Genomic DNA, 26,661 nt, shown 5'->3' with positions numbered 1-26,661 from the left:
CTTGCCTTTCATCGTGTCAGGTCCAGCCGATCCTTGTCGGCAAATCCGGTGTAGGGGGATGTGATCACGCGCTCGCCGGCCTCCAGGCCCTCCAGCACCTCGATCACTTCGGAATTGCGCCGGCCCATCCGCACCGGGCGCTTGACCGCGCTGGTGCCTTCGGGCGTGGCGACGAAGATCCAGTTGCCGCCGGTCTCGCCATAGAAGGCGCCGTTGGGCACCAGCAGCGCCGGCGCGGGATCGCCCAGCGTCAGCCGCGCCTGCAAGGTCTGGCCGCGCTGGAGATCGGCCGGCTCGGGGCCGATGAACTGCAGGTCGACGGTGAACTGGCCGTTCTGCACCTGCGGATAGATCTTGGTGACCCGCGCGCGGAACGTCTTGCCGCCGCGTTCGAGCACCGCCGCCTGGTTCACCTGGACGCGGCCGAGATAGAATTCGTCGATCCCGGCGACCAGCTTGTTGCGGCCGGGGCTGTCGATCTGGCCGATCCGCTCGCCGCGCGACAGCGACTGGCCGACCTGGATCGAGAAGCCCGAGAGGCCGCCCGCCACCGGCGCGCGCAGGTTGAGCGCATCGAGGTTGGCCCGCGCGAGGGTGAGGCTCGATTCGAGCGACTGCGCGGCGGAGCGGAGCTGCGCGAGCTGGCTCGCCTGCAGCCGTTCGTCGGTGGCCTGGCCGTTGCGGAGCACGGCGACGCGGCGGCGCTGATAGTCGCGATCGTCCTGCGTGTCGGCGAACTGGCGCTTGCTCACGAAGCCCCGGCCGATCAGCGCCGCCTCGCGGTCGTGCTGGCGTTCGGCCTTGCGGCGATCGGTCTCGGCTTCGAGCAGCGTGCGCTCGTTGGTGACGCGCGACTGCGCCAGCGCCAGTTCCTGGCTGCGCATCGTGTTGAGCTGCTGCGTCACCTCGGTCTGCCGGGCGAGCACCGAAAGCTGCAGCTCGGCATTGGAGAGCATCGCGATCGGCTGGCCGGCGGCGACGGTGGCGCCATCCTCGACCAGCACCTTCTCGACGCGCCCGCCCTCGATCGCATCGAGATAGACGGTGACGAGCGGCGTCACCCGCGCACGCAGCGGGATGAAATCCTCGAACGTCCCGCGCGAGACGGTGGAGATTTTCACCCGGTCGGCGGCGATCGTCTGGCTGCCCGTGCGCGGCATCAGCCACCAGATCGCGGCCAGCACGAGGATCGCCGCAACCCCGGCGACGGCGATGCGGAGGTTAAGGGGAATACCCCGCCTCGCGACGACGCGATCCATGCCGCTGCCGCTTTGCGGACGGTCCAGCTTCTGCTCCTGGGTGATACGAATGACGCTCATATCGTTCATGACGCAAACACCGTGCCAGTCGATGGCGAGGCATATGCCCGGATTCGCGCAAAGCGACCGTCCGTTTCCGGACAGCATTGTCCGTTCGCGAACAGTCGCTGGCCGTTTCCGGTCACGCCAGCGGCACCTTGGGGGCAGCGTCGTCGCAGGCGACGGCGTGGCTCGGCGCCAGCGTGGGCGCGGCGATGCAGGCGAGAAACAGGGCGATGACGGTCATCGTCCTGATGCCGACGGGAATCCTCATGATGCGCTCCTCCCAAGAGATCATGCCGGGGAAGACGCAGGAAGCGTGCCAGATGGGCTTGGCCACTTGGCACGTATTTTGATTGTCCGTTTCCGCACACCGTACGAGAAGGGACGACATGCCGGCCAAACCCGAATTCGATCTGTGCGTCGTCGTCGACGACGATGAGGACATCCTCATCGCCGCGCGGCTGTTGTTGCGTCAGCTGTTCGCGGAGGTGCGCACCTTTCCGAACCCCGACGAGGCGATGACGGCGATCGCCCAGCGCTCCCCCGATCTCGTCCTGCTCGACGCCAATTTCGCGCGCGGCGCCACCGATGCGCATGAAGGGCTTGCCTGGCTGGGCAAGCTGCTGGCGCATGATCCCGAGATGGTGATCGTGATGATCACCGCGCATGTCGGGCTGCAGGTGGCGATCGCGGCGATGAAGCAGGGCGCGACCGACTTCGTTTCCAAGCCCTGGTCGAACGAGCGGCTGCTGGCCACCGCGCGCACCGCCGCCGCGCTGCGGCGGTCGCGCCGCACCGTCGCCACCGAGCGCGGCAAGGTCGCGACGATTGCCGGCGCCGGCGCCCCCGGATCGACGCTGCTCGGCGCCTCGCAGCCGATGCGCCGCGTGGGGGAACTGATCGCGCGCGCCGCCCCCACCGAGGCCAACGTCCTGATTCTCGGCGAGAACGGCACCGGCAAGGAACTGGTCGCGCGCGAACTGCATCGCCAGTCCCGCCGCGCCGACAAGGTGATGCTGACCGTCGATCTGGGCGCGATCAGCGAGGAACTGATCGATTCCGAGCTGTTCGGCCATGTGAAGGGTGCCTTCACCGATGCCCGCACCGATCGCATCGGCCGCATCCAGGCCGCCGACGGCGGCACCCTGTTCCTCGACGAGATCGGCAATTTGCCGCTGCACCTTCAGCCCAAGCTGCTGACCGTGCTCGAACAGCGCAAGGTGACGCCGGTCGGCGCCAACCAGCCGATCCCGGTCGACATCCGCGTGATCGCCGCGACCAACCTCTCGCCCGACCGGCTCGCCGACGAGCGGGTGTTCCGCACCGACCTGCTGTTCCGGCTCAACACCGTGGAGATCGAACTGCCGCCGCTGCGGCAGCGCCGCGACGACATTCCGCAACTGCTCACCCATTTCCTCGATCATTATGCCAGGCGCTACAACCGGCCGGTGCCCGAGGTCAGCGACGCGGCGATGGCGGCGGTGGTCGCGCATGACTGGATCGGCAATGTCCGCGCGCTGCGCCACGCGGTGGAACGCGCGGTGATCCTGGCCGGCGACGCGCCGCTCGCGCCCGAGGATTTCCCGCTCACCTCGGGCACCCAATCGCGGACCGCCCCCTCGCTGGCTCCACCCGCACCCGCACCCGCCGCCGCCCCCGCCCCGGTCGCGGCGCCATCGATCACGACGGCACCCGCCGCGCCGGGCGGCGAGGATCTCAACCTCGACCGGGCGGAGAAGCGGATGGTGGAATCCGCGCTGCGCCGGCACGGCTACAATATTTCGCTGGCGGCCGCCGATCTCGGCGTGTCGCGCGCCGCGCTCTACCGGCGGATGGAAAAATATGGGCTCTGACCGCCGCTTCGCCGCGGCGCTGGCGCTGCGCGTGGTCGCGCTCGCGCTCGCCATCCTGCTGTTCTCCGCCAGCCTCGAGGTCGCCGGGCTCGGCGCCGCGCGGATCGTCGCCGCGGGGCTCGTCGCAGGCGCGATGCTGTGGCTGTGGAACCATGTGACGCGCACCAACCGGCAACTCGCGCGCTTCGTCGAATCGCTCGCGGCGGGCGACGTGGCGATGCGCTTCGACGGCACCGGCGGCCGCAGTTTCGCCGAAGTGGCGACGGCGTTCGACGCCGCGCTCGGCCGCCTGCGCGCCGAAAAGCTGGCCGATGCCGACGAACTCCGCTTCCTGCAGGCGCTGCTCGACGACGTGCCGGTGGCGTTGCTCGTCGTCCACGCCTCGGGTTCGGTCGAGCAGCAGAACAAGGCCGCGCGCCGGCTGTTCGGGCATGACGATGCCACCACGATCGACGATTATCGCCGCTACGGCGCCACCTTTGCGCGCCGGCTCGGCGGCACCGGTACGTCGGAGGAAACGCTGGTGCTGCGGCTGGAAGGCCGCCAGCAGCGCGCGATCGTGCGCACCGCGGAGGTTTCGCGGCTCGGCGTCGCGCTGCGCGCGGTCACGGTGCAGCCCGCCGAGGGCGCGTTCGATGCGGTGGAAATGGCCGCGCAGTCGGATCTGGTGCGCGTGCTGACGCACGAGATCCTCAATTCGCTGACGCCGGTGACGTCGCTCGCCGCCACTGCATCGATGCTGATCGACACGCTCGAACCCGGCGACGCGGCGACGCTGGACGATGCGCGCGCCGCGATCACCACGCTGGCGCGCCGCGCGCATGGCCTGACCGAGTTCGTGCAGGGCTATCGCGCGGTGGCGCAGCCGCCCGAGGTGAAGCGGCAGCGCTTCGCTGCGCGCGACTGGGCGGAGGAACTGGTGCGGCTGATCGCCGCCGAATGGCCGAACCTGCCGCTCACCCGCACCGTCGTGCCCGAGGATCTGATGATCCATGCCGACCTCGACCTGATGACGCAGGTGCTGATCAACCTGCTGCGCAACGCCGCGCAGGCCGCAGGCGAGCATCGCGCCGACCCGGCGGTCGTGCTGCGCATCGCCGGGGATGCGCGGCACGATGTGGTGATCAGCGTCGCCGACAACGGGCCCGGCATCCCCGAAGCGCTGCGCGAGGATGTGTTCCTGCCCTTCTTCACCACGCGCCGGTCGGGCAGCGGCATCGGCCTCAACCTCGCCCGCCAGATCGTCGTCGCGCATGGCGGCACGATCGACATCGATGCCGAGGCCACGGGTGCGACCATCGTCATTCGATTGTGACCATATCGGCCGGCCGTTCCGAATCATCGACGGAATGACGGGCGCGCGCGGGAGACGCGGCCCGGCTCGTCCGTTGTTCCTGCATCGATGGCGACAGCCTGGAGGATCTCATGCCGGCCAAGTCAGCGGCGCAGCAAAAGGCGGCGGGTGCCGCATTGTCCGCCAAGCGGGGCGACACGCCCAAAAGCAAGCTCAAGGGCGCATCCCGCGAGATGGAAAAGTCGATGAGCGAGCAGCAGCTCGAAGAGTTCGCGGAGACGAAACGCAAGGGGAAGCCCGAGCACGTCAAGGACTGACCGCGGAGACCGGCCATGCGCGACCTGCACCGGGACCCCCGCGCCACCCTGATGCGGGTCTCGCGCCAGGGCGTGCCTGAACCGGAGGCGAGGCTGGTCGCCCGCGACACCCTGGAGGCGCTGGTCGCGACCGTGATCGAGATGCCGCGTGACCGCCAGCGCGGGCTTCTGATCCGCGTCGACGTCCCCGGCCATATCGAGGAATATGACGATCGCGGCATACGCGAACTGGCCGCGCGGTCCGATGGCGACGGTGCCGGCCGGACGGAGATCGGCATTCTGCCGACCCGGCTCTCGCTCGGCGACTGGCGCGCCTGACCCTATATCGCGCACCATCTTTCTCGCTGCCGCTCGTCATCTTCGGCCGCATTCGCCGCTGCCGCGCGCCCGACGCCGGCCGGCCCCGTCCGCGGTGGCACGCGGCGGGCGCGGCCGATCCTTACGAACAGCGCCGCGGTGGGCTTGAGCCCGGCGCGGGCGGCGATATGCGCCATCAGCCCGCGCGCGGCGTTCCAGCGCTGCTGCCCCCGCCTGTGATCCGCGGTCGGCCGATCCCGCCCGCACACGACCCGCCAGAAGCGATCATGCATCCCGCGATCACCATCGCTTGCGGCATGCAGGCAGGCGAGCGCGAGGCGGAGCGCAAGCGTCGGCGCCACCGGCGCGCGCCGGCACCGTTCGGCGGCATCGTCGAGCACGCACAACGCAAGGAAGATCGTCCGGTCATGGCCGAGTCGCATCCGGTCATATTAGAGAACAAAAAGAGAACAGTCATCAGATGCCGACCGCGGGTAGTGGTCAGTTTGAAAAAGTGAGGGTCGCATGAACGCGAACGGTCGCCAGCGCTGCCGCTTCTGTCAGCGGCCAGACAAATTTAACTTCCATGTACCGGATGAGATATGGGGCAAGGTTGTACCCAGCGCCTTTGACGGCGCGGCCTTATGCCTTTTTTGCTTCGATGCGTTCGCCGAGGCACGCGGCGTCGAATACGCCTCTAGCCTCGGCGAACTTTGCTTCGCTGGTGACAAAGCGGTTTTTGAGTTTTCCGTGAAAAACCGAGTGGCCCTTTAGCTACAGGTGCCAGCCTTTTGCTTGGACTGGCATTCGTTGCAAAGCTCACCAGAGCTTGGCTTCCCGGGACTCGTTGTATACCCGCTGGTCGGGTAATTGCTGCAATTTGAGCACCAGTGCCACGTGTCATTGCCGTTGCGCTTACGGTATTGCCCCATATTAGTTCTCCTCTCCCAGACGGGAGAAGAGAAGCTACTCTCTATTAACCTAGAGTCGAGTCTTATGTCCGCTTGTTGTACGGCCCGCGCTTCTTGGGAGCTTCCTCGGCGTCCGCGACCAGCTGCGCAATATCGGCAATCTCCCAAAGGCGATCCGCCACGCCAGCGGCCATCGCCGGGGTCACGCGCAGCGTCTTATGGATGCGGACGAAATTATAATACATCATGTGCAGCGCGACCGCGTGGGCGTGGTTCTCGACCTTCTTTGAGAAAGCGTTGGTCAGACGGGTGAAGCGGCGCATGTGCATCCGCATGGTCAGGTTCTGGCGCTCGACGTAGCTGGTCGAAACATGCGCGATATCAGGGCTTCCCTCGACGCGGATTTTCTTCGCGCCAGTGCATTCGGCGGGGCTGTAGCGGCCGGGTGCCGTGAGCGTGGGACCGTAAATCTTGACCAGCTGCGCATAGTCCACGTCGCATCCAAATGCGCCCTCGACTGCCTCAAGATAGGCGCGGTGTCCGTCGCTGGTCAGCTGCACGCGGTTGGCAAGGCGCGCTGCCAGATCGTCCATGAACCCCATGGCGTATTCCGCATCGCGACCACCAACGAGATAGGACACGATCATCTTGCTGTCAGCGTCGAGCGCGGTCCACGTCCACGTATCGCCAGCAGCGTCCGGCGCGGCCTTCGCGCTCGCGACGTTCTTTTGCTTGGCGTAGGTGAACGACCAGATTTCATCGACCTGCACCCGGCTCGCTTTCACGTCGCGCACGTTGGCGTCGTGATACGCGGCGCACGCCTTGCCCGCGTCGATCAGCAACTTCGAGGCGGTGTTCTTGCTCGCGCCGGTCAGCCGCGTAATGGCGCGGATGCTCATGCCTTCGCAAAGAAGGTGGAGGATTTTTGCGCGCTCTTCGATGGTCAGCTTGTTCATGACGCTGTTCTAGCTGGCCCATCAGAATATGCAAGCATAAAGGTCAGTTTGCCCTTTTGGGAAAACTGATATAAAACGCGGAATCGCTACGGGGATCACACATGGAATACCGCACGCCAGGACAATTGATTGAGGCTCTTCTGGAGAGCCGAGGATGGACGAAGCGCTCGCTCGCGCTGATCCTCGACATGGGCGAAGGCAGTTTGAATAAGGTCATCTCCGGACAAAGCCGAGTTAGCGCGGGCCTCGCCATCATTTTGGAAGAGGTTTTTGGCGTTGAGGCGAAACGGTTTTTGGAACTGCAACACGAATACGATCTGGCGAAAGCGCGGATTGAAGCGATGCCCGACCCTGCCCGCGCTGGACGCGCCACAATCTACGGCGATCTGCCAGTCGCCAACATGATTGAACGCGGCTGGATCGTTGCCGAGAGCATGAAAGACACGGAAAATGTCGAACGGGAACTCTGCCGCTTTTTCAAAGTGAACCGGCTTGAAGATGCGGAAATATTGGTTCCCCACGCCGCCAAGAAAACCCAAACAAGCGTGGAAGCGACCCCGGCTCAGCTTGCTTGGCTTTACCGCGTAAAGGCCATTGCCGAGGGGATGCTGGTTGCTACTTATTCACCGCAATCTGTTGAAGCAGCAATTGCCGCTATCAAGCCCCTTCGCAGCCACCCCGAACATATGCGGCGCGTGCCTCGGATACTTGCAGAAGCAGGCATTCGCTTTGTCGTTGTTGAAGGCCTTCGGGGCGGGAAAATTGACGGCGTTTGCTTCTGGCTCAACGAGAAGTCGCCTGTGATCGGCATGACGCTTCGCTTCGACCGGATTGACAACTTTCTATTCGTTCTCCGGCACGAGTTGGAGCACGTGAAAAATCGCGACGGCATGGACGGTGCTGCGATGCTCGACATTGATATCGGCCATGATGCGCGCGTCCACTTGAGCGCAAGCGTTGAGCAGCAAGAAGCCATTGCTGACGGGGCAGCCTCGGAGTTCTGTGTTCCTGCATCCATGATGGATGCCTTCATTCGTCGGAAGGCTCCTTACTTTTCGGAGCGCGACCTGATTGGCTTCGCACGTTCGCTGCAAGTCCACCCCGGCCTTGTAGCAGGGCAAATCCAGCGTCGAACGAACCAATACAATAAGTTCCGCAAGCATCTGGTCGGCGTGCGCGAGCACATAATCCCTGCAGCAGAAGTGGATGGATGGGGTGATATCCACCCCATCGACGATTAAGTCTCTCTATAGAAAAAGGATGATTCAATATGGCTGGACATAAAACGCTCCAGAAAATGATCAAGCTCTACAAGATCAAGACCGGCAAAACCGAACTTGATCCTGCCGAGATTGCCAAGTTTGCTGTGCTGAACGGAGTCGAACTTCCGACCCCCGCTGATCCCATGAAGCTTCTGATCAAACAGGTCAGCGAGGCAGCGCGCGAGGAAATGCGGGTGGACCGTAAGACCGGACGCCCCTACCGCGCATACCACTCCCTGCCGGTTAAGCAGGGTCAGGAAACATTTTTCTTTTGGGTGGACATCGACGACGCTACCCGCGCCCAAATGGTCCGATCAACTAACCGTCGCCGTGAGCAGGTGGTTGGCGATGTTGTGCAGCTGACCTTTGACTTGGATCACTGGGCTGCGGCGAACCCCGATGAAGAGCCGATTGTGCTTGAAACGGACTTTGGCCCTGACGTGGAATGGCGCAAGGCGGCAGACGACGAAGACGATGCCGCCTAGTCCTTTTTCTTCCATCTCGCGGCAGCGGCGATGCTGGCGATTTCGGAGCGTTCTTCAGGGGTAAGGGAGAGGGCTCTTGCGGTTGCCCCCTTACGCTTGGCGGCGGAAAGCTTCAGTTGATCTGGAGTTGAGCCAGCGTCCTGCTCCTCGCCAGTCGCAATATCGACCATCAGCTTCGCCAGCTGGTTCGGATCGCGCGGGCGCTTGGGTGTCTTGGCGCTCATCCGCGCCGCCAATCGCCCTTGCCGTTGTCGCGCATTTCAGTATGCGCGCGCTCGGCTGCGTCCTCTTCCGTCATGCCCTCGCCGACATAGCGAGCGACAAGTGCAGCCTTCCGCTCAAGGGCCTTTTCTGTGCGCCGGTGGAGCGGCGCGTTGGTTCCGGGTGATCTAACGGTCATGCCATCAATATAACCGGATCAGCGACGATTGGCAGGGGGCATTTCAAACTGAAACACTACCCGACCGCGGCTCAGCTGCTGTACAATGCCCCGTTGTAGATCGGGTTCTCCAGCGCGGCGCCCGCGCCAAGCGCGACGCAGAACAGCGCGTTCTCCGCCACCTTGACCGGCAGCCCGGTGGTTTCCGCCACCGCCTGGTCGAGCCGCGACAGCAGCGCGCCGCCGCCGGTCAGCGTGATGCCCTCGTCGATGATATCGGCCGACAGCTCCGGCGCGGTGTTTTCCAGCGCGGCCATCACCGCGCTGCGGATCTGGCCCACCGGCTCGATCAGCGCCTCCGCCACCTCGGCCTCGGTGATCTCGATCTCGGACGGCCGGCCGGTGACGAGATGGCGGCCCTTCACCGTCATCCGCCGCCCCTCGCCCGCCGGCATCGTCGCAGCGCCGATACCATGCTTGACCCGTTCCGCCGTGATCTCGCCGATCATCAGATTGTGCGCGCGGCGGACGTGCGACGCGATCGTCTCGTCCATCCGGTCGCCGCCCACGCGCACCGACGCGCTGTAGGCGATGCCCTGCAGCGAGAGCACCGCCACCTCGGTGGTGCCGCCGCCGATATCCACCACCATCGCGCCGCGCGGCTCCGTCACCGGCATGCCCGCGCCGATCGCCGCCGCCATCGGCTCCTCGATCAGCTGCACCACGCGCGCGCCGGCGTTGGACGCGGCATCGCGGATCGCGCGCCGCTCGACCATCGTCGCGCCGCTCGGCACGCAGATCACCACGCGCCGCCCCCGCGCGAACCGCCGGTGGCCGAGCGCCTTCTGGATGAAGTGCTTGATCATCTGCTCGGCCACCTCGATGTCGGCGATCACGCCGTCGCGCAGCGGCCGCATCGCCTGGATGTTCGCCGGCGTCTTGCCCATCATCAGCTTGGCTTCGTCGCCGACCACCTTGACGCGGCGGACGCCATCCACCGTCTCGAGCGCGATCACCGAGGGTTCGTTGAGGACGATGCCACGATCGCGCACATGGACGACGGTGTTCACCGTGCCGAGGTCGATCGCCATGTCGTGGCCGGGGGAACTGAACAAACGGAAAAATCTCATAGGAAATTGGCGGCCCTCATGCCTCGACCCCGCTTTTGCATCGGCCCGTCTTCGACCCCGTGCGCCCAGGCTTGTCGAGCCCCTGCGTGCTGTGTGGCGGGCGTGGGTTCGTCAATCCGGCGTTGCGGCGGACTGTCCGTTTCGCGCGGCTGGCTGCGGCGCGGGCGGGCGGAAACCCCGCAATCGCGCGTGCGCATGGGAAAATGGAGAACATCGCGTCGCATCCAGCTTCGACCCCCGACGACGGAACCGACGATCACCATAATCCGGCGCCGCAACAGCGTATATTGAGGATTCTCCGCAGCCCCGCATGCAGACGCCCGACACCGATTTCCGCGGCTTAACCTGACGCCCTCTCTGGCGTAGAGCGTTAGCCGAACATGACCGTTCCGCTGCCCCCCGCGTCCGTCGACGACCCCCGCGCGCCGTTCCGCATCCCGATCTTCCGCTCGGTGTGGCTGGCGTCGATGGCGTCCAACTTCGGCGGCCTGATCCAGTCGGTCGGCGCATCGTGGATGATGATCGCCTTGCAGGGCAGCGAACAGCAGGTCGCGCTGGTGCAGTCGTCGCAGGCGTTGCCGATCATGCTGCTGTCGCTGTTCGCCGGCGCGGTGGCGGACAATCTCGATCGCCGTACGGTGATGCTCGCGGCGCAGATCTTCATGCTGGTCGCGTCGGTGGCGCTGACGATCTTCGCCTGGGCGGGGTGGCTGACGCCCTGGCTGCTGCTCGCCTTCACCTTCCTCGTCGGCTGCGGCACCGCCGTGAACAGTCCGGCCTGGCAGGCATCGGTTGGGGAGATGGTGCCCCGCCCCGTGCTGCCGAGCGCGGTCGCGCTGAACAGCATGGGCTACAACATCGCGCGCAGCCTCGGCCCCGCGATCGGCGGCGTCATCGTCGCCGCGGCAGGCGCGGCCGCCGCCTTCCTCGTCAACGCGCTCAGCTATGTCGCGCTCATCGCGGTTCTCGCGCGGTGGCGCCCGCCGGCCGTGCCGCGCCCGCTGCCCCCCGAGCGCATCGACGTCGCGGTGGCGGCGGGCGTCCGCTACGTCGCGATGTCCCCCAACATCCGCGTCGTGCTGATCCGCGCGGTGCTGTTCGGCTTCGCGGCGAGCGCGGTGCCGGCGATGATGCCGCTGGTCGCGCGCGATCTGATCGCGGGCGGCCCGCTGACCTACGGCCTGCTGCTGGGTTCCTTCGGCGTCGGCGCGGTCGCGGGTGCGCTCAGCAGCGGCCGGCTGCGGCGGCTGATGTCGACCGAGCGCCTCGTCGCGCTGGCATCCATCGGGCTTGCGCTCGGCGCGGCCGGCACCGGCGTCAGTCCCTGGCTGCCGCTGACGATGGCCGCATTGGTGCTGGGCGGCGCCGGCTGGGTGCTGGCGCTGTCGACGTTCAACGTCTCGGTGCAGCTCGCCGCACCGCGCTGGGTGGTGGCGCGCGCGCTGGCGCTTTACCAGATGCATGCCTTCGGCGGCATGGCGGTGGGCAGCTGGGTGTTCGGGCTCGTCGCCGAGAAGGAGGATGTCGGCACCGCGCTGCTCGCGGCGGCCGCGGTGATGCTGTTGTCGGCGGCGCTGGGGCTGCGCCTGCCGCTGCCGCAGATCGAAACGCTCGATCTCGACCCGACCGGCAAATGGCAGGAACCGCTCACCGCGGTTCCCGTCGAGCCGCGCAGCGGCCCGGTGGTCGTCACCATCGACTATCGCATCGCGCGCGAGGACATCCCCGCTTTCCTGACGACGATGAGCGAACGCGGCCGGATCCGCCGGCGCGACGGCGCGCGTCACTGGACCCTGCTGCGCGACCTTGCCGACCCCGAATTGTGGGTCGAGCGTTATCATGTCGCGACCTGGCTGGATTATGTGCGCCACAACCAGCGGCGCACCAACGCCGATGCCGAGAACAGCCTGGCGTTGCGCGCGCTGCATCGCGGCGACGAGGCGCCGCGCGTCCACCGCATGCTCGAACGCCAGACCGGTTCGCTGCCGGTGACGCGGGAGCCGGGGCCACGCGAGATGGCCGATCCGATGACGGACGCGTCGCGATCGGCCTGATGCGCACTTGCCCGCGTTTACAGCGCGGGCTGCGCGGTCAGCGGCACGACGATCGGGGCCACCGCCACGGACAGGGCGAAGGTGCCGACGAACAGCGCGCCGAAGGTTGCGAACAGGGTGCGGCGGATGTCGATGCTGGTACCGGTCATGACGAGGGTCCCCGGATTGGCGGTGCCCTGAAGGATCAGAGCACCGGTTGCGCGGTCATCGGCACGACGGCCGGCACGACCGCGGCGGACAGGGCCAGCGTGCTGACGAACAGCGCACCGAAGGCGGCGAAGAGCGTCCGGCGGACGTTGGTGATGGCGGTCATCGATGATCTCCCTGGATCTGGTGTGGCGGGGTTCAGAGCAGCGGCTGCGCGGTCATCGGCGCAACGGTCGGCACGATCGCGGCCGACAGCATCAGCGTGCTGACGAAGAGCGCGCCCAAAGCGGCGAAAAGCGTGCGGCGGACGTTGGAAACGGTGTCGGTCATCGTGGTCACTCCTGATGGCGGCCGCGTGGTTGCGGCGGGATGCCAGGAGTGTTGCAGGGAGCGTGCCAATTCGCTGGAGCCCGCATTTTCGGGGTTTTCGCGGCGAAACGATCGCAATCCGGCGCGAAATCTCACCAAGGCACGGCAAGGATCGCCAATTGATGGCGTTTTTTGAGATACGGCTTTCGCCGAGCCGTTCGATTTCGAACAGCTGTTCGCTTCAGGACAGTGCGGCGGCGTCCGTCACCGCACTGACGCCCGATCGGCGCCTATGCCCCGCCGAGCAACCGCGCCCAATCCACGTTCGGGATCTGCTGCAGATGGTCTTCCAGCGACGCGACCGCATCGTCGCGCACTTCGGAGACGAGCGGGCCCGGCAGTTCGCCCGCGCGCTGATAGCCGACGCGGGCGGCATAGGCGATCGCGCTGGCGACGGAGAGCCAGGCCGCCTTCTCGGTTTCGTCGCCCGTTTCCTGCTCGCGGATGAGGATGCCTTCGTCCTCCTCGTTCTGGAGCCTGTCCTCCACCTCATAGGCCGGCGCCTCGCCCGCCAGCATCCGGCGCGCGAGATCGAGCGCCGAGCGCGCCTGCGCGATCTGCGCGGAATCCGAAAGCCCTTTCAGCCCCTCCTCACCGCCATCGAGCGCGAGATGCGCCCGGCGTTCGGGCGGCAGTGAGGCGGCAAGCTGCGCAAACGATCCGGCAGTCGGCATCCTGATGTTCCTCAACGATCACGCGCGACATATTGCCCGTTGCGCAAATCTCCGGAACCGATCTGCCGCGCACCGGGCTGCGTCTCTTGCACACCCGGTCGGGCCGGGTGGTCGACGGGGAGCAGATCAGCCTGTTGTAACCGCGGTCAGACCGCGCGCAGATAGGCCAGCACCGCGCTCACCGCCTGCCGTTCGAGCGCGGCGGCGTCGCGCGGCTCGCGCGGGTGGACGAGCGCGGCGTGCGCGAGGCTGTGCATGATCTCCGCGACGACGAGCGGGGCATGGTCGGCATCGACGCAGCTGATCTCCGCCTTCACCGTCTCCGGCAGCAATCCCATCTGTTCGGCGACAGCCTGCTTGGTCGTCGGGTGGTGATGGCCATGCGCACCATGCCCGAAATCATGATCGAGCGCATCGTGGAGCGCCGGATCGAGCCGGTGCGCCGCGAACACGGCATGCACGATCCGCGTGATCGCGTCGTCCAGCGTCGCGGGCGGCGGCCGCATCGCATCGGTGACGAGCGCGTGGATGCGATGCCCGTGGCGATGCACCAGCGCGGCGATGATCGCGTCGCGGTTCGGGAAATATTGATACAGCGATCCGATGCTGACCCCCGCCTCCAGCGCGATCGCGTTGGTGGTGGCCGCTTCCCGACCGTCCCGAATCAGAATGCGAGCAGTCGCGTCGAGCATCGCCTCGACCATCGCCTGCGAGCGCGCCTGCCGCGGCAGTTTTCTGGGTGCCGTACCGTGCATCGGATGATTTTCCCCCGCGAGTATCAAACGCGATCGATTGCTCGCATTATGCCCTTGGCGAAGTTACGCAACAGGAGGACTGAAGGATGCCGCTTGCGAAGCTGGCGGTCGCATCTTTGTTGATTGTTCCCGCATCGGCACTGGCGCAGCAGACGCAGGCGGATGCCCCCCATTCTCCCGACGATCCGATCATCGTCTATGGCCGTGAGCTTGAGCAGATCGGCATTGCCCAGTCCGGCTCGCAAGGCGTCGTCGGCTATAAGGATTTCGAGGACCGGCCGATCTCGCGCGTCGGCGAACTGGTGGAGAATGTGCCCGGCGTCATCGCCACGCAGCATTCCGGCACCGGCAAGGCCAACCAATATTTCCTGCGCGGGTTCAACCTCGACCATGGCACCGACTTCGCCGGCTTCGTCGATGGCGCGCCGGTCAACATGCGCACGCATGGCCACGGCCAGGGCTATCTGGACTTCAACTTCCTGATCCCCGAGCTGGTCGAGCGCATCGATTACCGCAAGGGCCCCTATTTCTCCGATGTCGGCGATTTCAGCGGCGCCGGCACCGTCGCCTTCAAGACCTGGGATCGATTGCCCGCGCCGGTGATCGAGGCGCAGGTGGGCGAATATGGCTATTATCGCGGCCTCGCCGCCGGCAGCATCGACACCGGCAATGGCGGCGCACTGCTCGTCGGCGTGGAGGGCACCTTTTCCAACGGCCCGTGGGTGCTCGACGAGGATCTGGAGAAGTATAACGGCTTCGCCAAATATTCGGAAGGCACCGCCGGGCATGGCTGGAACGTCGCTGCCAGCCTCTATCACGCGCGCTGGACCTCGACCGACCAGGTGCCCGAGCGCGCGATCGACAGCGGGCTGATCGATCGCTTCGGCTTCGTCGACGACGATCTGGGCGGCAGGTCCAGCCGCTATGCGCTGACCGCGCAAGGCCGATGGGGCGGTTTTTCCGCCAATGCCTATGCGATCGGCTATCGGCTGCGGCTGACCTCCAACTTCACGTATTTCCTCGAGGATCCGGTCGACGGCGACGAGTTCCAGCAGCGCGACCGGCGCGGGCTGTTCGGCGGCGCCGCGTCCTACGCCGCGGATTTCGGGTCGGTGTCGATCAAGGTCGGCGGCGATCTGCGCTACGACGCGATCGGCAAGGTCGGCCTCTACCGCAGCATCGGCGGGCGGATCAGCGACACGGTCCGCGAGGACCGGGTCGATGAACTCAGCGCCGGGCTCTACGCGCAGGCGCAGGTCACGCTCGCCCCGGGGCTGCGCGCGATCGTCGGCCTGCGCGGCGACCTCTATGAGTATGACGTGGAGGCCGGCCTCCCCGAGAATAGCGGCGACGGATCGGACGCGATCCTGGCACCCAAATTCGCGCTCGCCTGGGCGCCCGCCAGAGGCGTCGAACTCTATGCCAATTACGGCGAGAGCTTCCATTCCAACGATGTCCGCGGCGCCACGATCAGCATCGATCCCGCCACCGGCGACCCGGCCGAGCGCGTGCCGGTGCTGCCGCGGGTGCGTGGTGCCGAACTGGGCGCGCGCATCGAGCAGGGGCGGTTCACAGCGTCGCTGGTCGGCTGGTGGCTCAAGCTGGAATCGGAACTGGTGTTCGTCGGCGACGCGGGATCGACCGAGCCCAACGACGCGACCCGCCGCTACGGCGTGGAAGCGACGGGGTTCTGGCGTCCCACCGACTGGCTGACGCTCGACGGCTCCGCCGCATTCACCAACGCGCGCTTCCGCGGCGTGCCTGCTGGGCTGCGCCGGATCCCGGGATCGGTGGGCGAGGTGATCGCGGCGGGCGCGACGGTGGATCTGCCCAATGGTCTGTCGGGCACGTTGCGCGTCCGCCATTTCGGCAGCGCGCCGTTGATCGAGGATGGATCGGTGACATCCGATCCGACCACCCTGGTCAATCTGGGCGTCTATTACCGCACCGGCCCGGTGCGGTTTGGGGTGGACGTGTTCAACCTGTTCGACGCCAACGACGCCGACATCACCTATTTCTACGAAAGCCGCCTGCCCGGCGAAGCCGGCGGGGTGGAGGATCGCCACCTCCACCCGGTCGAACCGCGGCAGCTTCGCGCCTCGGTGCGCCTGACCTTCTAAAGCAGCTGCGTTGCCCGGATCAGCTTGCGGCGAACACGCCGCAGGCGATCCGGCCGCCGCTGTTGCCGGAAGGGTCGGTCTTCATGTCGTCCGGCCCGGCGTGGATCACCAGCGCCGCGCCATCTGCATCGAGCAGCGGGTTGGTGCCGCCGCTCAGGCTCGCGCCCGGGATATCGATCTCCAGCGTGCCGCGGCCATCGGTGCCGATCATCAGGTTGGGCAGGTCGCCCATGTGCGATCCTTGCGGATTGTCACGGCCGTGCTGGTGGTTGGTGGGGTTCCAGTGGCCGCCGGCGGTGGTGAAATCGGGTCCGTCGCAACGGCCGACCGTGTGAACGTGGAAGCCATGCGCGCCGGGCGGCAGATCCATGCCCGAAATGGCGAGGCGGACGCCGCTCGCGGTGGGCGTCACGCTGGCTTCGCCGCGCGGCGCGCCCTGCCCGTCGAACAGCGAGGCGAAGGCGCGGGTGCCCCTGGGTTCCGTACCGTCGCTGGTGGTGCCGGTGGTGGCGCATCCGCCGAGCAGGAAAAGCGTGGCGGCGGCAGCGGAAATGGTCAGGCGCATGGTCGACTCCTTCGGGTTGGCCCCGGCGGCGCGCCGCGACCCTGCGACGCACCCCTTCGCGGTTGGCAACGAGGCATGTGCCGAAAGGTTGCGGCCCGTGCGACACGTTCGCAGCGCTTCTGCACGATCCGTTGCGCATCGGCAATGAGCGGGGCCGGTCGCGCCGCCGCCACGTCCCGTCGTGACCGTCATCGACAGCACGCGGGGCGCAGGCAAGCCGGTAGCGATTGAAACGGACGAGGTAGGTCCATGATTCATCGCGTCATTCTTGCGTCGCTGCTGCTCGCGCCCGTCTGCGCCGCGGGCGCCCAGCCCATGCGGAGCGCTCCCGCCGACGCCGCCCCCGCGACAGGCTTCACCCGCGACCCCGCGGCCTTCGAGGCGAAGCAGAACCAGATGGTCGCCGCGCTGCGCCAGCGGTCGCCGCAGGCCGCCGCCGAACTCGAAGGGCTGTTCCGGCAGGACCTGCTCGGCATGATCGCCCCGGAAATGCGGCGCATGGGGCTCGACATGGACGACATGGCGGACATGACCGCGGTCTATTGGGTGGCCGCCTGGGAAGCCTCGAACGGCATCGTCGGCCGCAAGACCGACCCGCGCCTCGCCAGGGGCGCGCGCGACCAGATCGCCCGGACGTTCGCCGGCAATGCCGGCCTCGCGCGGATGAGCGACCGCGACAAGCAGGACGTCGCCGATACGATGCTCCTCCAGGCCATCCTCGTCGAAGCCCGGATGCAAACCGCCGCGGCGAACCCGTCGATGCGCAAGCAGGTGAGCGACGCCGTCCACACCGAGGCGGGCCAGCTGATCAAGACCGACCTGCGCCGCGTGAAGCTGACGCCCGCGGGCTTCGTGGCGCTGCCGGACGGCGCGGGCGGCCCGGTGAAGCCCCCGGCGGGCGGCGGCACCGCGGTCGCGCCTGCCGCCCCTGCTGCCCCGGCGGTCCCGGCGGGCGGCGCGGGACGCCATGCCGCGAACTGGCAGAAGGTGGAGGGCGTCTATTTCAGATCCTTCACCAATTTCGGGGTCGGGGGCATGATGACGCAGGATTTCGAGCCGATCATCCTCTTCAGGGACGGCAGCTATTATGAGATCGAGGGCCCCGCGCTGGAGGATGTCGACCTCGACGCCAGCCGGCGCGCCCGCCCGATCAAGTGGGGCCGCTGGTCGCGCGGCGGCAAGGGCTTCGTGCTCACGAATTCCAAGGGCAAGGCGAACGACTATGCGCTCCAGCAGGGAGCCTTCTTCAAGGCGTTCCCGGCAGAGGCCGGCGCCAACAAGCTGGCGGCCAAATATACGCGCGTGTCGGGCGGCGGCAATGCGGCGCTGGGCGGCGAACTGACCATCGCCGCGCAGACCGACCTCAGCTTCTCGCCCGACGGCAGCTATGGCCGCGCCTCGTCCGCGGGCGCGGTGGGATCGGGCAGCCAGAGCGGCGTCGGGCTCGGCGTCTCCAGCCGCAAGCCCGCGGCGGGGATCGGCCGCTATCGCATCGAACGCCACACGATCACCCTCGTCGAGCCCGACGGCGCGACGAAGCGGCAATTCTTCGCCTTCGGATCGCGCAAGGCGCCCGCGCAACCGGCGACCAGCATGATCTTCATCGGTGACCGCGTGTTCGTCGACATGGATTGAGCGGTCACCCCATCCCGACCCGCCGCGTGATCCCGATCGCATCCAGAAACCGCTCGTCATGGCTGACGACGATCAGCGCCCCGTCATAGGCCGCCAGCCCCGCTTCGATCGCCTCCACGCTCTCCAGGTCGAGATGGTTGGTCGGCTCGTCGAGCAGCAGCAGTTCGGGCAGCGGCTCCGCCCCCAGCAGCGCCGCCAGCGCGGCGCGGAGCAGCTGGCCGCCGCTGAGCGTGCCGACGCGGCGCAGCGCCATCTCCGCCCGGAACTGGAAGCGGGCGAGCGCGGCGCGGCTGCGATTGTCGTCGGCATGCGGGTTGAGCGCGCGGAAATTGTCGAGAATGCTCAGCGTCGGATCCAGCATCGCCGCGGTCTGGTCGAGCAGCGCCATGCGGACGTGGCGCCGGACGCTCCCGTCCCACGGCGTCAGCCCGCCCGCGATCAGGTGCAGCAGGCTCGTCTTGCCCGAGCCATTGGCCCCCGTGAGCGCGATGCGTTCGGGGCCGACCATGCTCAGCGACAGGCCCTCGATCAACGGCACCCGGATGTCGTGGCCGAAGCGCAGGCCGGCAATGTCGAGGACGCGGCGATCGGGGGCGAGGCCGGTCGGCGGCAGCACGACCTTGAGCGTTTCCAGCTGCTCGACCTTCGCGCGCGCCGCGCCCGCTGCGGCGCCCGCCTCCAGCGCCAGCCGTTCGGCGAGGCGGGCACCGCTGCCGCCGCTCTTCTCGGCCCGCTCGCGGCGCGCGCCGATCACTATCTTCGGCATGTCGCCGCGCGCGCCCTTGCGGGCGCCGGCGGCGTCGCGCCGCTGCTTGCGTTCGCGCGCCACCTGCGCCTTGCGGTCGACCTCCGCGCGCTGGCGATCGGCGACCGCGACATCATGGTCGGCGGCGGCCAGTTCGATCGCCTTGCGCGCGCGATAATGGCTGAAATTGCCGCCATAGCGGGTGGCGCCGAGCGCGGTGAGTTCGACGATCGCGTCCATCGTCTCCAGCAGCGCACGATCATGGCTGACGATGATCGCGCCCGCGCGCCACTCCGCCAGCACCGCGTGCAGCGCGGTGCGCCCTTCGGCGTCGAGGTTGTTGGTCGGTTCGTCGAGCAGCAGGAAGTCCGGCTCCGCGAACAGGGCCGCTGCCAGCGCCGCGCGGGTGCGCTGCCCGCCGGACAGCGAGGCGAGCGGCGTCGCCGCATGCGCCGTCAGCCCGACGCGGGCGAGCGCGGATTCCAGCCGCGCCTCCAGCGTCCAGTCCGCCTCGGCCAGCGCCGCGATCGACGCGGTGCCCGCTTCGGCCGCGGCGAGCAGCGCAAGGCCGTCGGCAATGCCGAACAGGTCGGCGACGGTCTCGTCGGGCCGGACCTGGACGATCTGGCGCAGGGTTTCGACGGTGCCGGTGACGGCGACCGCGCCGGTGGCGGGCTGGAGCTGCCCCGCGATCAGGCGCAGCAGGGTCGATTTGCCGACGCCGTTGCGGCCGACGATGCCGCAGCGTTCGCGGGTGAAGGAAAGGTCGAGGCCGGTGAGGACCGGTTCGCCGTCAGGCGTGGACCAGCCGAGATTGGCGACGGTGATCGAAGCGGAACGAGACATGGGACATCCTGAAAGCAGTGCGCGCGGGCGATGCTGTCAGGGTGCGATCCATGGCGGGTTCCTTTCAGGCTGATCTTCCAAACCGTTCGTCCTGAGTAGAGACTGAGCCCGGCGAAGGCCCGTATCGAAGGACCAGCGCGGCGCCAGTGCCCTTCGATACGCCATTTCGACAAGCTCAATGGCTACTCAGGGAGAACGGACAAAATGTAACCCGTCCGCGGCTCTGGTGTCAAAACATCCCCAGAATGCGCTGCAGCGCCGCCTGGAAATGCGCCGAGAGCGCCGCCTCGGCCCGGTCCGCATCGCGGTCGCGGCAGGCGTGGAGGATCTCCAGATGCTCGCGCAACGTGCGCATCGCCAGCGGCTGGGTGACGAGCCGTTCCAGCCGGATGATCCGCACATAATTCTTCAGCCGGCGCGAGGTGGTCTCGATCAGCGGGTTGCGCAGGCTGGCGATCATGCTGCCATGGAAACGCTCCTCCAGCGCGTCGAGCGCGCTGATGTCCTCCACATCGAGACCGCCGGTCTCGATGCGCTCGAGCAGCGTCTGATGCGCCTCGATCAGCCCGCCGATCTCCGCGGCGCCGGCGGTTTCGGAAAAGGTCCGCGCCGCCGAACGCTCGATGATCGAACGGAACTGATAGGTGCTGCGCGCCAGTTCGAGATCGGGCTTGAGGAACTGGATGCCCGAGCGCGGGTGGATGGTGAGCACCCCTTCCGCCTCCAGCACGCGCAGAGCATCGCGCAGCGGCTGCACCGGAATGCCGAGCAGCCGCACGAGGTCGTTCTGCGACACGAAGGCGCCGGCGGGCACGGTCCGCTCGAACAGCCCTTCGAGGATGCGCGCATAGGCGATGTCGCTTAGGCGCCGATTGTCGCCGCCCGCGGTCGCCGGCGCGATCGCCGCCGGTGCCGCGGTCCGCCGCCTGCTGCCCAGAGTTATTGCTTCGCTCACTGATATCTCAACTGCCATGAACTGGCCGACATGCTAGCGGGCGGCGGGCGGGGCGTCGACCATGTGAAGCACCCGTTCCGACATATGATGCGCGCGATGCGATCATCGCCCCGGCGCGGGCAGCCAGCGATCGGCGAAACGCAGGTAGATCGCCCAGTCCGCCGCGGTGATCGAATGCGGCCCGGTGCGGACATGATAGGCGAGGCGATCGCCCACCGGCCGGTCTGGCGGCGGCATCGTGGCGGTGCCGAGGCTGCCGGCGCCGAGCAGCCGGTAGACCGGTTCCGCGCCCTTGGCGGCAAGAAATTCGCCGCGCGGGTCGGACCACCAGTCCTCGCTGGCGCTGGCGATATAGACCGGGCGCGGCGCGATCAGCGCGACCAGTTCATGCGCGTCGACCGGCAGTTCGGCCTCGCGATCGGCATAGGTCTTGAAGCGCGGCGCGAACCAGTAGGTGTTCATCACCCGGATCGTCTCGCCGAAACGGCGGCGGTAGAGCGAGGCGCCCCCCTCCCCCGACTGGTTGGCGATCACCATCGCGAAGCGCGGATCGCGCGCGCCGGCCCACAGCGCTGCCTTGCCGTAGCGCGAATGGCCGATCAGGACGATCCGGCTTTCGTCCACCGAACGATCGGTGGCGAGATAATCCCGGACGCGGCTCAGCCCCCACGCCCAGGTCGCGACCGCGCCCCAGTGCGAGGGATCCGAGGGGCTCGTGCCGAAGAAGGGATGGATGCTCTCCGCCACCTTGCCGTCGCCATCGGGATAGAGATCGCCGGGGAAATAGGTGGCGACGCCATAGCCCGCGGCGAGGATCGCCTCGATCGGCCATTCGGACGCGTCGATGCCGCGCGAATGGACGGTGGCGCTGCCCTTGCGAATGCCTTGCGCCGGCACGACCCAGTTCGGCGTGATCGCGATGCCGGGATCGGCATTGACCGCCTGGTTGCCGTGGAAGTTGAGCCCGACGAACATGGGCACCGGGCCCTTGGCGGCGGCGGGCAGATAGATCAGCACCGACAGTTGCGGCCCGCGCGCGGTGCCGTCGAGCAGGATCGTCACCTGCCGCCGGATCGCGCGGCCGCCCAGCGCATGGCCGTCCTCATCGGTGACGACGAAGCGCTGGCGGCGCGGCGCCGGGGGTGCGACGCCATAGATCGTTCGTTCGAACAGATCGAGCAGTTCGGGGCGGCGCTGCCTGGCCCACATCGCCGGCGAGGTCACCGGCCGCCCGTCCGCCATCACCAGCGGATCGGGCAGCCGGTAGGCCGGCACCTTCGCCTCATCGCCATTGCCATCGGGTTGCGCCGCCGCCGGACCGGCCGCGGCGCAGATCAGCAGCAGGGCGAGCAGCCGCCGCATCTCAGCCCGCGTCAGAAGTTGACGCGGACGCCGAGCTGATAGTTGCGGTCATACTGGTTGGATACCGCGGGGATGTCCGCGGTCCCGTAATATTGCCGCTGATAGGCGTTGAGCAGGTTGACCGCATCGAACTTCACCGAGACATGTTCATTCACGCGGTAGCTGATGGAAAAGTCCATCTGCTCCAGCGGCGCGTTATAGAGCGCACGGCCGGCGGAGTCCGCGAAATTGGTCTGCACGCTCTTCGACCGCCAATTGTAGGAGAGCTGCGCGGAAACCGGGCCCTTCTCGTAGATGCCGGTGATGTTGAACGCATATTTGGAAAGCAGGTCCGCGGCGACCATCTCGGTGCGGCCAAGCACCGGCAGGCTGCTGTCCGCATAGGTGAAATTGCCCTGGAACCCCAGGCCGCTGAACGCGCCCGGCAGGAAATCGAAGAACTGCTGGTAGAAGATCTCGAACCCCTTGATCGTGCCCGGGCCGCTGTTGCGCGGACGGGTGATCAGATAGGTTTCGCCGTCGATGATCTCGTTCTGCGCGAACTTCTGCGCAAAGCCGACGACATCCTTCTGGAACAGCGAGACCGCGGCATAGTTGGACTTGCCGAAATAGAATTCCAGCGACGCGTCGTACTGATCCGCCTTGGTCGGCGCGAGATCGGGGTTGCCCGCGCTGCCGGTGCCGTTGAGCACGCTCAGCACCACCGCCGGCGAGAGGTTGCCGAACTCCGGACGGGTCAGCGCCTTCGAATAGGCAAGGCGCAGATAGAGGTCCTTGGTCAGCTCGCCGCGGATGTTCACGCTCGGCAGCCAGTTCTCATAGCTGCTCTCGCCGCGCACCGGATCGAAGGCCCCGGCATTGGCGATGTAGACGAGCTGCTTGTTGGTGGTGTGGACGTAGCGCAGGCCGACATTGCCGTCGATCGGCAGCCCCAGGTCGAACGCGAAATCGGCCTTGCCATAGGCCGCCCAGGCGGTCTCGCGATAATTATAATAGTTGGTCGGCGGATAGACCGGATCGTTGGAATCGACGCCGACGAGCGCACGGGTGCGGCGCTTGTCGAACAGATATTTCTCCTGGAAGGTCAGCCACTGGTTGGTGGAGGCGGTGCGATCGAAGAACAGGTCGTCCGGCGTCTGCTGCGTCACCGACGTGACCGGCTGGGTCAGCGTCACGTTCTGGCCGATGCTGTAGACCTCGTTGATCGCCTGGCGCTTGGCATAGCGCACGCCGGCGCTGATCGCGGTGATCGGGCTGTCGTCGAACTTGTAGGTGGCGTCGAGCCGCGCCGAGGTCTCGTCGCCATAGGCCTGCTGGCCGAGGTCCGAATAGGTCGTCTGGCCGGTATAGGCCGCGGGCGAGGTCGGATCGACGCCGCCGAGCGAGAAGTCGGGCGTGTTGGTCGACAGATCGATGTTCGCGGTCGGCGCCCGCCCCTGCAGCACCACGCTGCGCGAATAGAAGGGCGCGGTCGAATCGACGTAGGAAACCTGCCCGCCCAGCGTGAACCGGTCGGACTTCCAGTCGAAACCGCCGGCATAGCTGTTGGTGTGCTGGTTGAAGTCCGATGCGCCGCGGCTGGACCGGATCAGCGCGTTGGTCAGCGTATAGCTGTCGGGAATATTGGGGTTGCCGTCCTTGAACTGGAACGACGATCCCGTGCCGCGCGCGCCATCGGTCTGCACGGAAAGCTGCTGCGTCGCGCTGGTCGATTTGGTGTTGAAGCGCATCGCGTTGGCATAGAGCGTCAGCTCTTCCACCGGGCGCCACTGGATCGCGCCATAGACGCTGGACCGGGTCAGCCGGCCGGTCTCGTAACGGCCGCGCACCTGCGACGGCAGGGTGACGATGTCGCCCGCATCGTTGGGGAAGGCGCCATCGGCGTCGCGGTCGTAAAGGTTGCGGTTGTCGCCATAGGCATTGGTCGAGGTCTGGTAGCCGCCCGAGAAGACCCGCTCGAACTGGCCGCCGACCAGCACGCCGATTTCGCCGATGCCGGTATCGAAGCGGTTGCTCAGCACCAGCGAGGTGCGCGGCGTCAGCTTGTCGTTGATGTCGCTGTAATAGCCCGAGAGCGTGCCGGCGACATGCAGGCCGTCGAAGTTGAACGGCTGCGCCGAATGGATGTTGATGAGGCCGCCGAGGCCGCCTTCGATCTGGTCCGCGGTCGCGGTCTTGTAGACGTCGATGCCCGACAGGATGTCCGCCGACAGCTCCAGCAGGTTGGCGGCGCGGTTGGTCGACGAGAAGATCTGGCGGCCGTCGATCGTGGTCGTCACCTGCTTCAGGCCGTGGACGACATAGGTGTTGCCCTGGCCGCGCGTGTCGCGGGCGAGCTGGATGCCCGGAATGCGCTGCAAGGTGCTGGCGATCGAGGTATCCGGCAGCTTGCCGATATCCTCGGCGACGATCGATTCCTGGATCTGGCCGGAATTGCGCTTGCGTTCGCGCGCGCTGGTCAGCGTGCCGCGGATGCCGGTGACGACGATGTCTTCCACCGCGGCATCGGACGGCGCAGCGGCGCCCTGGTCCGCCTGCGGCGCGGGCGCGGGCGCGTCCTGCGCCATCGCTGGCATCGCGCCAGCCAGCCCCATCCAGCAGACCGAACCCAGCAACAGCTTCGCCTTCACCATTCCAGCACCCTCCCACATCACGGCGCCCTTCGCTGGCGCCTTCGATGCGGGATCACATACAGTCTCTGATATGTCAGTCAAGCTGGTCAGGCCGATTCTGATATCTCTGTTCCTCACAGTGATATTGACCTGACCGGCTGCCGGCGCCTAGACCGCGTCCGTCGATGCCAAGGATCAACCACCGGCGCGCCGGAAATCGACGGGAGAGGATGATGGATAGCAGTCGCCGCCAGATGCTTCAGGGGCTTGCCACCGTTTGCAGTGCCGTCGCCCTGCCGGCAAGGGGCTGGGCTCAGGACAGCGGCATCGCGCTGACGCTGGATGCCGCCCGGCGCGGTGCGACGATTCCGGCGGACTTCGTCGGCCTTTCCTATGAGCGCGCGCAGCTCGCCAATCCCGCCTATTTCTCGGCGGAGAACAGCGCGCTGGTCGCGCTGTTCAAGGGGCTATCCCCCGTCGGCAATCTGCGGATCGGCGGCTCTTCGGGCGAGCATACCGCCTATGTCGGCGAACAGGCGCCGGCGCGGCCGCCGTTCGAGATTTTCGGGCCCGAGCATAACAAGACGGTGAAGGAGGGGCTGGTCTGCTCGACGCCGGCGCTCCGGAGCCTGCGCACCTTCCTCGACGCCACCGGCTGGAGCTGCATCTACGGCCTCAACCTCGCCCACGCGACCAGGGAGCAGGCCGCCGCGGAAGCCGCCGACGTCCACCGCATCCTCGGGCCACGGCTGCTCGCCTTCCAGATCGGCAATGAGCCCGACGTGTTCCGCAACCGCTATCGCCCGGCCGAATGGGGGCCGGAGGATTTCATGCGCGAATGGGCGGCGTTCCACGATGCGATCGCCGCCGCCGCGCCGGGGGCAAAGTTCGGCGGGCCGGACATTTCGAACAAGCTCGATTATCTCACCGTCTTCGCACGCGAGGCGCATCGCTTCCCCGACGTCATCATGCTGACCGGCCATTATTATGCGATGGGCCCGGCGGGATCGCCCGACGCGACGATGGCACAGCTGATGGAGCCCGAACCGAAGACGACGACGCTCAAAAATGCCGGCGTCGAGACGGTGCAGGCCGCGGTGAAGCAATCCGGCCTGCCCTTCCGCATGGCCGAGGGCAACAGCTGCTGGGATGGCGGCAAGCCGGGCATTTCGGATACCCACGCCTCGGCGATCTGGGGCGCCGACGCGATGCTCAAATTCGCCGAGCGCGGCTGGATCGGCATCAACTGGCATGGCGGCGGCTATGGCCATTATTCGGCGATCGTCGGCACGCCCTCCGCCGGGTTCAGCCGGCGGCCGCTCTATGACGGGACCCGGTTCGGCCAGATGCTGGTGGGCGCGACCTTCCTCGCGCTCGATGCCCGGCCGGCCAGCCCCTCTCTCGGCTGCTACGCGCTGAGCCAGGCCGGCAAGACGAAGATCGTGCTGGTCAACAAGCACAGCGCGCCCTTCACCGTGACCCTGCCGGCGATGCCCGAGGCCGCGGTCGTGGTGCTGACCGGCCCGTCGCTCGCCGCCAGGGACGGCACCACGTTGAAGACGGTGACGATGCGGCGGGCGCGGCAGGTGACGGTGCCGGCCGCCACCGCGATGCTCTTCACCCTCGCCGGGCGCTGA

28 protein-coding genes are annotated in these 26,661 nt (G+C 67.2%); 11 read left to right on the top strand and 17 right to left on the bottom strand.

The window, feature by feature from the left end:
- Positions 1–8 precede the first annotated feature (8 nt).
- On the bottom strand, positions 9–1,319 hold the full coding sequence (locus NX02_RS01335; protein WP_025290420.1) for an efflux RND transporter periplasmic adaptor subunit: 1,311 nt from the start codon (positions 1,317–1,319) through the stop codon (positions 9–11).
- Between the two features lie 121 nt (positions 1,320–1,440).
- Positions 1,441–1,572 carry a hypothetical protein gene (locus NX02_RS33870; RefSeq protein WP_281178283.1) on the bottom strand — a complete coding sequence of 44 codons (132 nt, stop codon included), beginning with the start codon at positions 1,570–1,572 and terminating at the stop codon, positions 1,441–1,443.
- A gap of 118 nt (positions 1,573–1,690) precedes the next feature.
- Between NX02_RS33870 and NX02_RS01330 the strand changes: the two genes are divergently transcribed.
- The 4 genes from NX02_RS01330 (at position 1,691) to NX02_RS01315 (ending at position 5,083) form a co-directional block, all read left to right on the top strand.
- On the top strand, positions 1,691–3,154 hold the full coding sequence (locus tag NX02_RS01330) for a sigma-54-dependent transcriptional regulator (protein WP_025290419.1): 1,464 nt from the start codon (positions 1,691–1,693) through the stop codon (positions 3,152–3,154).
- Positions 3,144–4,469 carry a sensor histidine kinase gene (locus NX02_RS01325; protein WP_025290418.1) on the top strand — a complete coding sequence of 442 codons (1,326 nt, stop codon included), beginning with the start codon at positions 3,144–3,146 and terminating at the stop codon, positions 4,467–4,469. The genes NX02_RS01330 and NX02_RS01325 overlap by 11 nt, the downstream gene beginning before the upstream one ends.
- A 110-nt stretch (positions 4,470–4,579) precedes the next feature.
- Complete coding sequence (locus NX02_RS01320) at positions 4,580–4,765, top strand: DUF3008 family protein (protein ID WP_025290417.1); 186 nt, start codon at positions 4,580–4,582, stop codon at positions 4,763–4,765.
- A 15-nt stretch (positions 4,766–4,780) separates the two neighbouring features.
- Positions 4,781–5,083, top strand: coding sequence for a hypothetical protein (locus tag NX02_RS01315; protein WP_025290416.1), 303 nt, complete (start codon positions 4,781–4,783; stop codon positions 5,081–5,083).
- A 2-nt stretch (positions 5,084–5,085) separates the two neighbouring features.
- On the opposite strand, the gene NX02_RS01310 is transcribed toward NX02_RS01315, so the two are convergent.
- Positions 5,086–5,505, bottom strand: a complete 420-nt coding sequence (locus NX02_RS01310) for a hypothetical protein (RefSeq protein WP_025290415.1) — start codon at positions 5,503–5,505, stop codon at positions 5,086–5,088.
- Between the two features lie 82 nt (positions 5,506–5,587).
- Here NX02_RS01310 and NX02_RS32015 point away from each other — a divergent pair, with 82 nt between their 5' ends.
- Positions 5,588–5,836, top strand: a complete 249-nt coding sequence (locus NX02_RS32015) for a hypothetical protein (RefSeq protein ID WP_158013856.1) — start codon at positions 5,588–5,590, stop codon at positions 5,834–5,836.
- Between the two features lie 220 nt (positions 5,837–6,056).
- On the opposite strand, the gene NX02_RS01305 is transcribed toward NX02_RS32015, so the two are convergent.
- Positions 6,057–6,929 (bottom strand): IS1 family transposase, encoded by an 873-nt coding sequence (locus tag NX02_RS01305; protein WP_025290414.1) that lies wholly within the window; start codon positions 6,927–6,929, stop codon positions 6,057–6,059.
- Between the two features lie 101 nt (positions 6,930–7,030).
- Here NX02_RS01305 and NX02_RS01300 point away from each other — a divergent pair, with 101 nt between their 5' ends.
- Positions 7,031–8,170 carry a HigA family addiction module antitoxin gene (locus NX02_RS01300; RefSeq protein WP_025290413.1) on the top strand — a complete coding sequence of 380 codons (1,140 nt, stop codon included), beginning with the start codon at positions 7,031–7,033 and terminating at the stop codon, positions 8,168–8,170.
- 29 nt (positions 8,171–8,199) lie between these two features.
- On the top strand, positions 8,200–8,676 hold the full coding sequence (locus NX02_RS01295) for a hypothetical protein (RefSeq protein WP_025290412.1): 477 nt from the start codon (positions 8,200–8,202) through the stop codon (positions 8,674–8,676).
- Here the strand turns inward: NX02_RS01295 and NX02_RS01290 are convergent.
- The 3 genes from NX02_RS01290 to NX02_RS01285 all read right to left on the bottom strand — a co-directional run bounded on the left by NX02_RS01290 (position 8,673) and on the right by NX02_RS01285 (position 10,185).
- On the bottom strand, positions 8,673–8,900 hold the full coding sequence (locus tag NX02_RS01290; protein ID WP_025290411.1) for a hypothetical protein: 228 nt from the start codon (positions 8,898–8,900) through the stop codon (positions 8,673–8,675). The two genes, NX02_RS01295 and NX02_RS01290, sit on opposite strands and share 4 nt — an antisense overlap.
- Positions 8,897–9,076 (bottom strand): aminopeptidase P family protein, encoded by a 180-nt coding sequence (locus tag NX02_RS32940; protein WP_162232650.1) that lies wholly within the window; start codon positions 9,074–9,076, stop codon positions 8,897–8,899. The genes NX02_RS01290 and NX02_RS32940 overlap by 4 nt, the downstream gene beginning before the upstream one ends.
- Before the next feature lie 71 nt (positions 9,077–9,147).
- Positions 9,148–10,185 (bottom strand): rod shape-determining protein, encoded by a 1,038-nt coding sequence (locus NX02_RS01285; protein ID WP_025290410.1) that lies wholly within the window; start codon positions 10,183–10,185, stop codon positions 9,148–9,150.
- Between the two features lie 380 nt (positions 10,186–10,565).
- On the opposite strand from NX02_RS01285, the gene NX02_RS01280 reads away from it, so the two are divergent.
- A complete protein-coding gene (locus NX02_RS01280; RefSeq protein ID WP_025290409.1) occupies positions 10,566–12,239 on the top strand; it encodes an MFS transporter in 1,674 nt (557 codons plus the stop codon).
- Between the two features lie 17 nt (positions 12,240–12,256).
- Here the strand turns inward: NX02_RS01280 and NX02_RS33865 are convergent, their stop codons facing one another.
- The 5 genes from NX02_RS33865 to NX02_RS01270 form a co-directional block, all read right to left on the bottom strand.
- The gene (locus tag NX02_RS33865) at positions 12,257–12,388 is read right to left on the bottom strand and encodes a hypothetical protein (protein WP_281178282.1); all 132 of its coding nucleotides are present in this window, start codon (positions 12,386–12,388) and stop codon (positions 12,257–12,259) included.
- Positions 12,389–12,423: 35 nt separating this feature from the next.
- On the bottom strand, positions 12,424–12,552 hold the full coding sequence (locus NX02_RS33860; protein ID WP_281178280.1) for a hypothetical protein: 129 nt from the start codon (positions 12,550–12,552) through the stop codon (positions 12,424–12,426).
- Between the two features lie 32 nt (positions 12,553–12,584).
- Positions 12,585–12,716, bottom strand: a complete 132-nt coding sequence (locus NX02_RS33855; RefSeq protein WP_281178279.1) for a hypothetical protein — start codon at positions 12,714–12,716, stop codon at positions 12,585–12,587.
- 269 nt (positions 12,717–12,985) lie between these two features.
- The gene (locus NX02_RS01275; RefSeq protein WP_025290408.1) at positions 12,986–13,429 is read right to left on the bottom strand and encodes an Imm6 family immunity protein; all 444 of its coding nucleotides are present in this window, start codon (positions 13,427–13,429) and stop codon (positions 12,986–12,988) included.
- Between the two features lie 146 nt (positions 13,430–13,575).
- Positions 13,576–14,184 (bottom strand): TetR/AcrR family transcriptional regulator, encoded by a 609-nt coding sequence (locus NX02_RS01270; RefSeq protein ID WP_025290407.1) that lies wholly within the window; start codon positions 14,182–14,184, stop codon positions 13,576–13,578.
- An 86-nt stretch (positions 14,185–14,270) separates the two neighbouring features.
- On the opposite strand from NX02_RS01270, the gene NX02_RS01265 reads away from it, so the two are divergent.
- On the top strand, positions 14,271–16,304 hold the full coding sequence (locus tag NX02_RS01265) for a TonB-dependent receptor (protein WP_025290406.1): 2,034 nt from the start codon (positions 14,271–14,273) through the stop codon (positions 16,302–16,304).
- 19 nt (positions 16,305–16,323) lie between these two features.
- Here NX02_RS01265 and NX02_RS01260 read toward each other — a convergent pair whose 3' ends face one another.
- The gene (locus NX02_RS01260; protein ID WP_025290405.1) at positions 16,324–16,869 is read right to left on the bottom strand and encodes a superoxide dismutase family protein; all 546 of its coding nucleotides are present in this window, start codon (positions 16,867–16,869) and stop codon (positions 16,324–16,326) included.
- Between the two features lie 249 nt (positions 16,870–17,118).
- On the opposite strand from NX02_RS01260, the gene NX02_RS30480 reads away from it, so the two are divergent.
- Positions 17,119–18,504 (top strand): DUF6683 family protein, encoded by a 1,386-nt coding sequence (locus tag NX02_RS30480; protein ID WP_025290404.1) that lies wholly within the window; start codon positions 17,119–17,121, stop codon positions 18,502–18,504.
- A gap of 4 nt (positions 18,505–18,508) precedes the next feature.
- Here the strand turns inward: NX02_RS30480 and NX02_RS01250 are convergent, their stop codons facing one another.
- The 4 genes from NX02_RS01250 to NX02_RS01235 all read right to left on the bottom strand — a co-directional run bounded on the left by NX02_RS01250 (position 18,509) and on the right by NX02_RS01235 (position 25,045).
- A complete protein-coding gene (locus NX02_RS01250) occupies positions 18,509–20,095 on the bottom strand; it encodes an ATP-binding cassette domain-containing protein (RefSeq protein WP_025290403.1) in 1,587 nt (528 codons plus the stop codon).
- Positions 20,096–20,324: 229 nt separating this feature from the next.
- Complete coding sequence (locus tag NX02_RS01245; RefSeq protein ID WP_245648729.1) at positions 20,325–21,050, bottom strand: GntR family transcriptional regulator; 726 nt, start codon at positions 21,048–21,050, stop codon at positions 20,325–20,327.
- Between the two features lie 102 nt (positions 21,051–21,152).
- The gene (locus NX02_RS01240; RefSeq protein WP_025290401.1) at positions 21,153–22,412 is read right to left on the bottom strand and encodes a glucuronyl esterase domain-containing protein; all 1,260 of its coding nucleotides are present in this window, start codon (positions 22,410–22,412) and stop codon (positions 21,153–21,155) included.
- Between the two features lie 11 nt (positions 22,413–22,423).
- Positions 22,424–25,045 carry a TonB-dependent receptor gene (locus NX02_RS01235; RefSeq protein ID WP_025290400.1) on the bottom strand — a complete coding sequence of 874 codons (2,622 nt, stop codon included), beginning with the start codon at positions 25,043–25,045 and terminating at the stop codon, positions 22,424–22,426.
- A gap of 212 nt (positions 25,046–25,257) precedes the next feature.
- Here NX02_RS01235 and NX02_RS01230 point away from each other — a divergent pair, with 212 nt between their 5' ends.
- Positions 25,258–26,661, top strand: a complete 1,404-nt coding sequence (locus NX02_RS01230; RefSeq protein WP_162232649.1) for a hypothetical protein — start codon at positions 25,258–25,260, stop codon at positions 26,659–26,661.

The sequence above is a fragment of the Sphingomonas sanxanigenens DSM 19645 = NX02 genome (assembly GCF_000512205.2).
Taxonomy (GTDB): Bacteria; Pseudomonadota; Alphaproteobacteria; order Sphingomonadales; family Sphingomonadaceae; genus Sphingomonas_D; species Sphingomonas_D sanxanigenens.
Note: the sequence above shows the minus strand (reverse complement) of the source record. Positions and strands in the feature narration are given on the sequence as shown.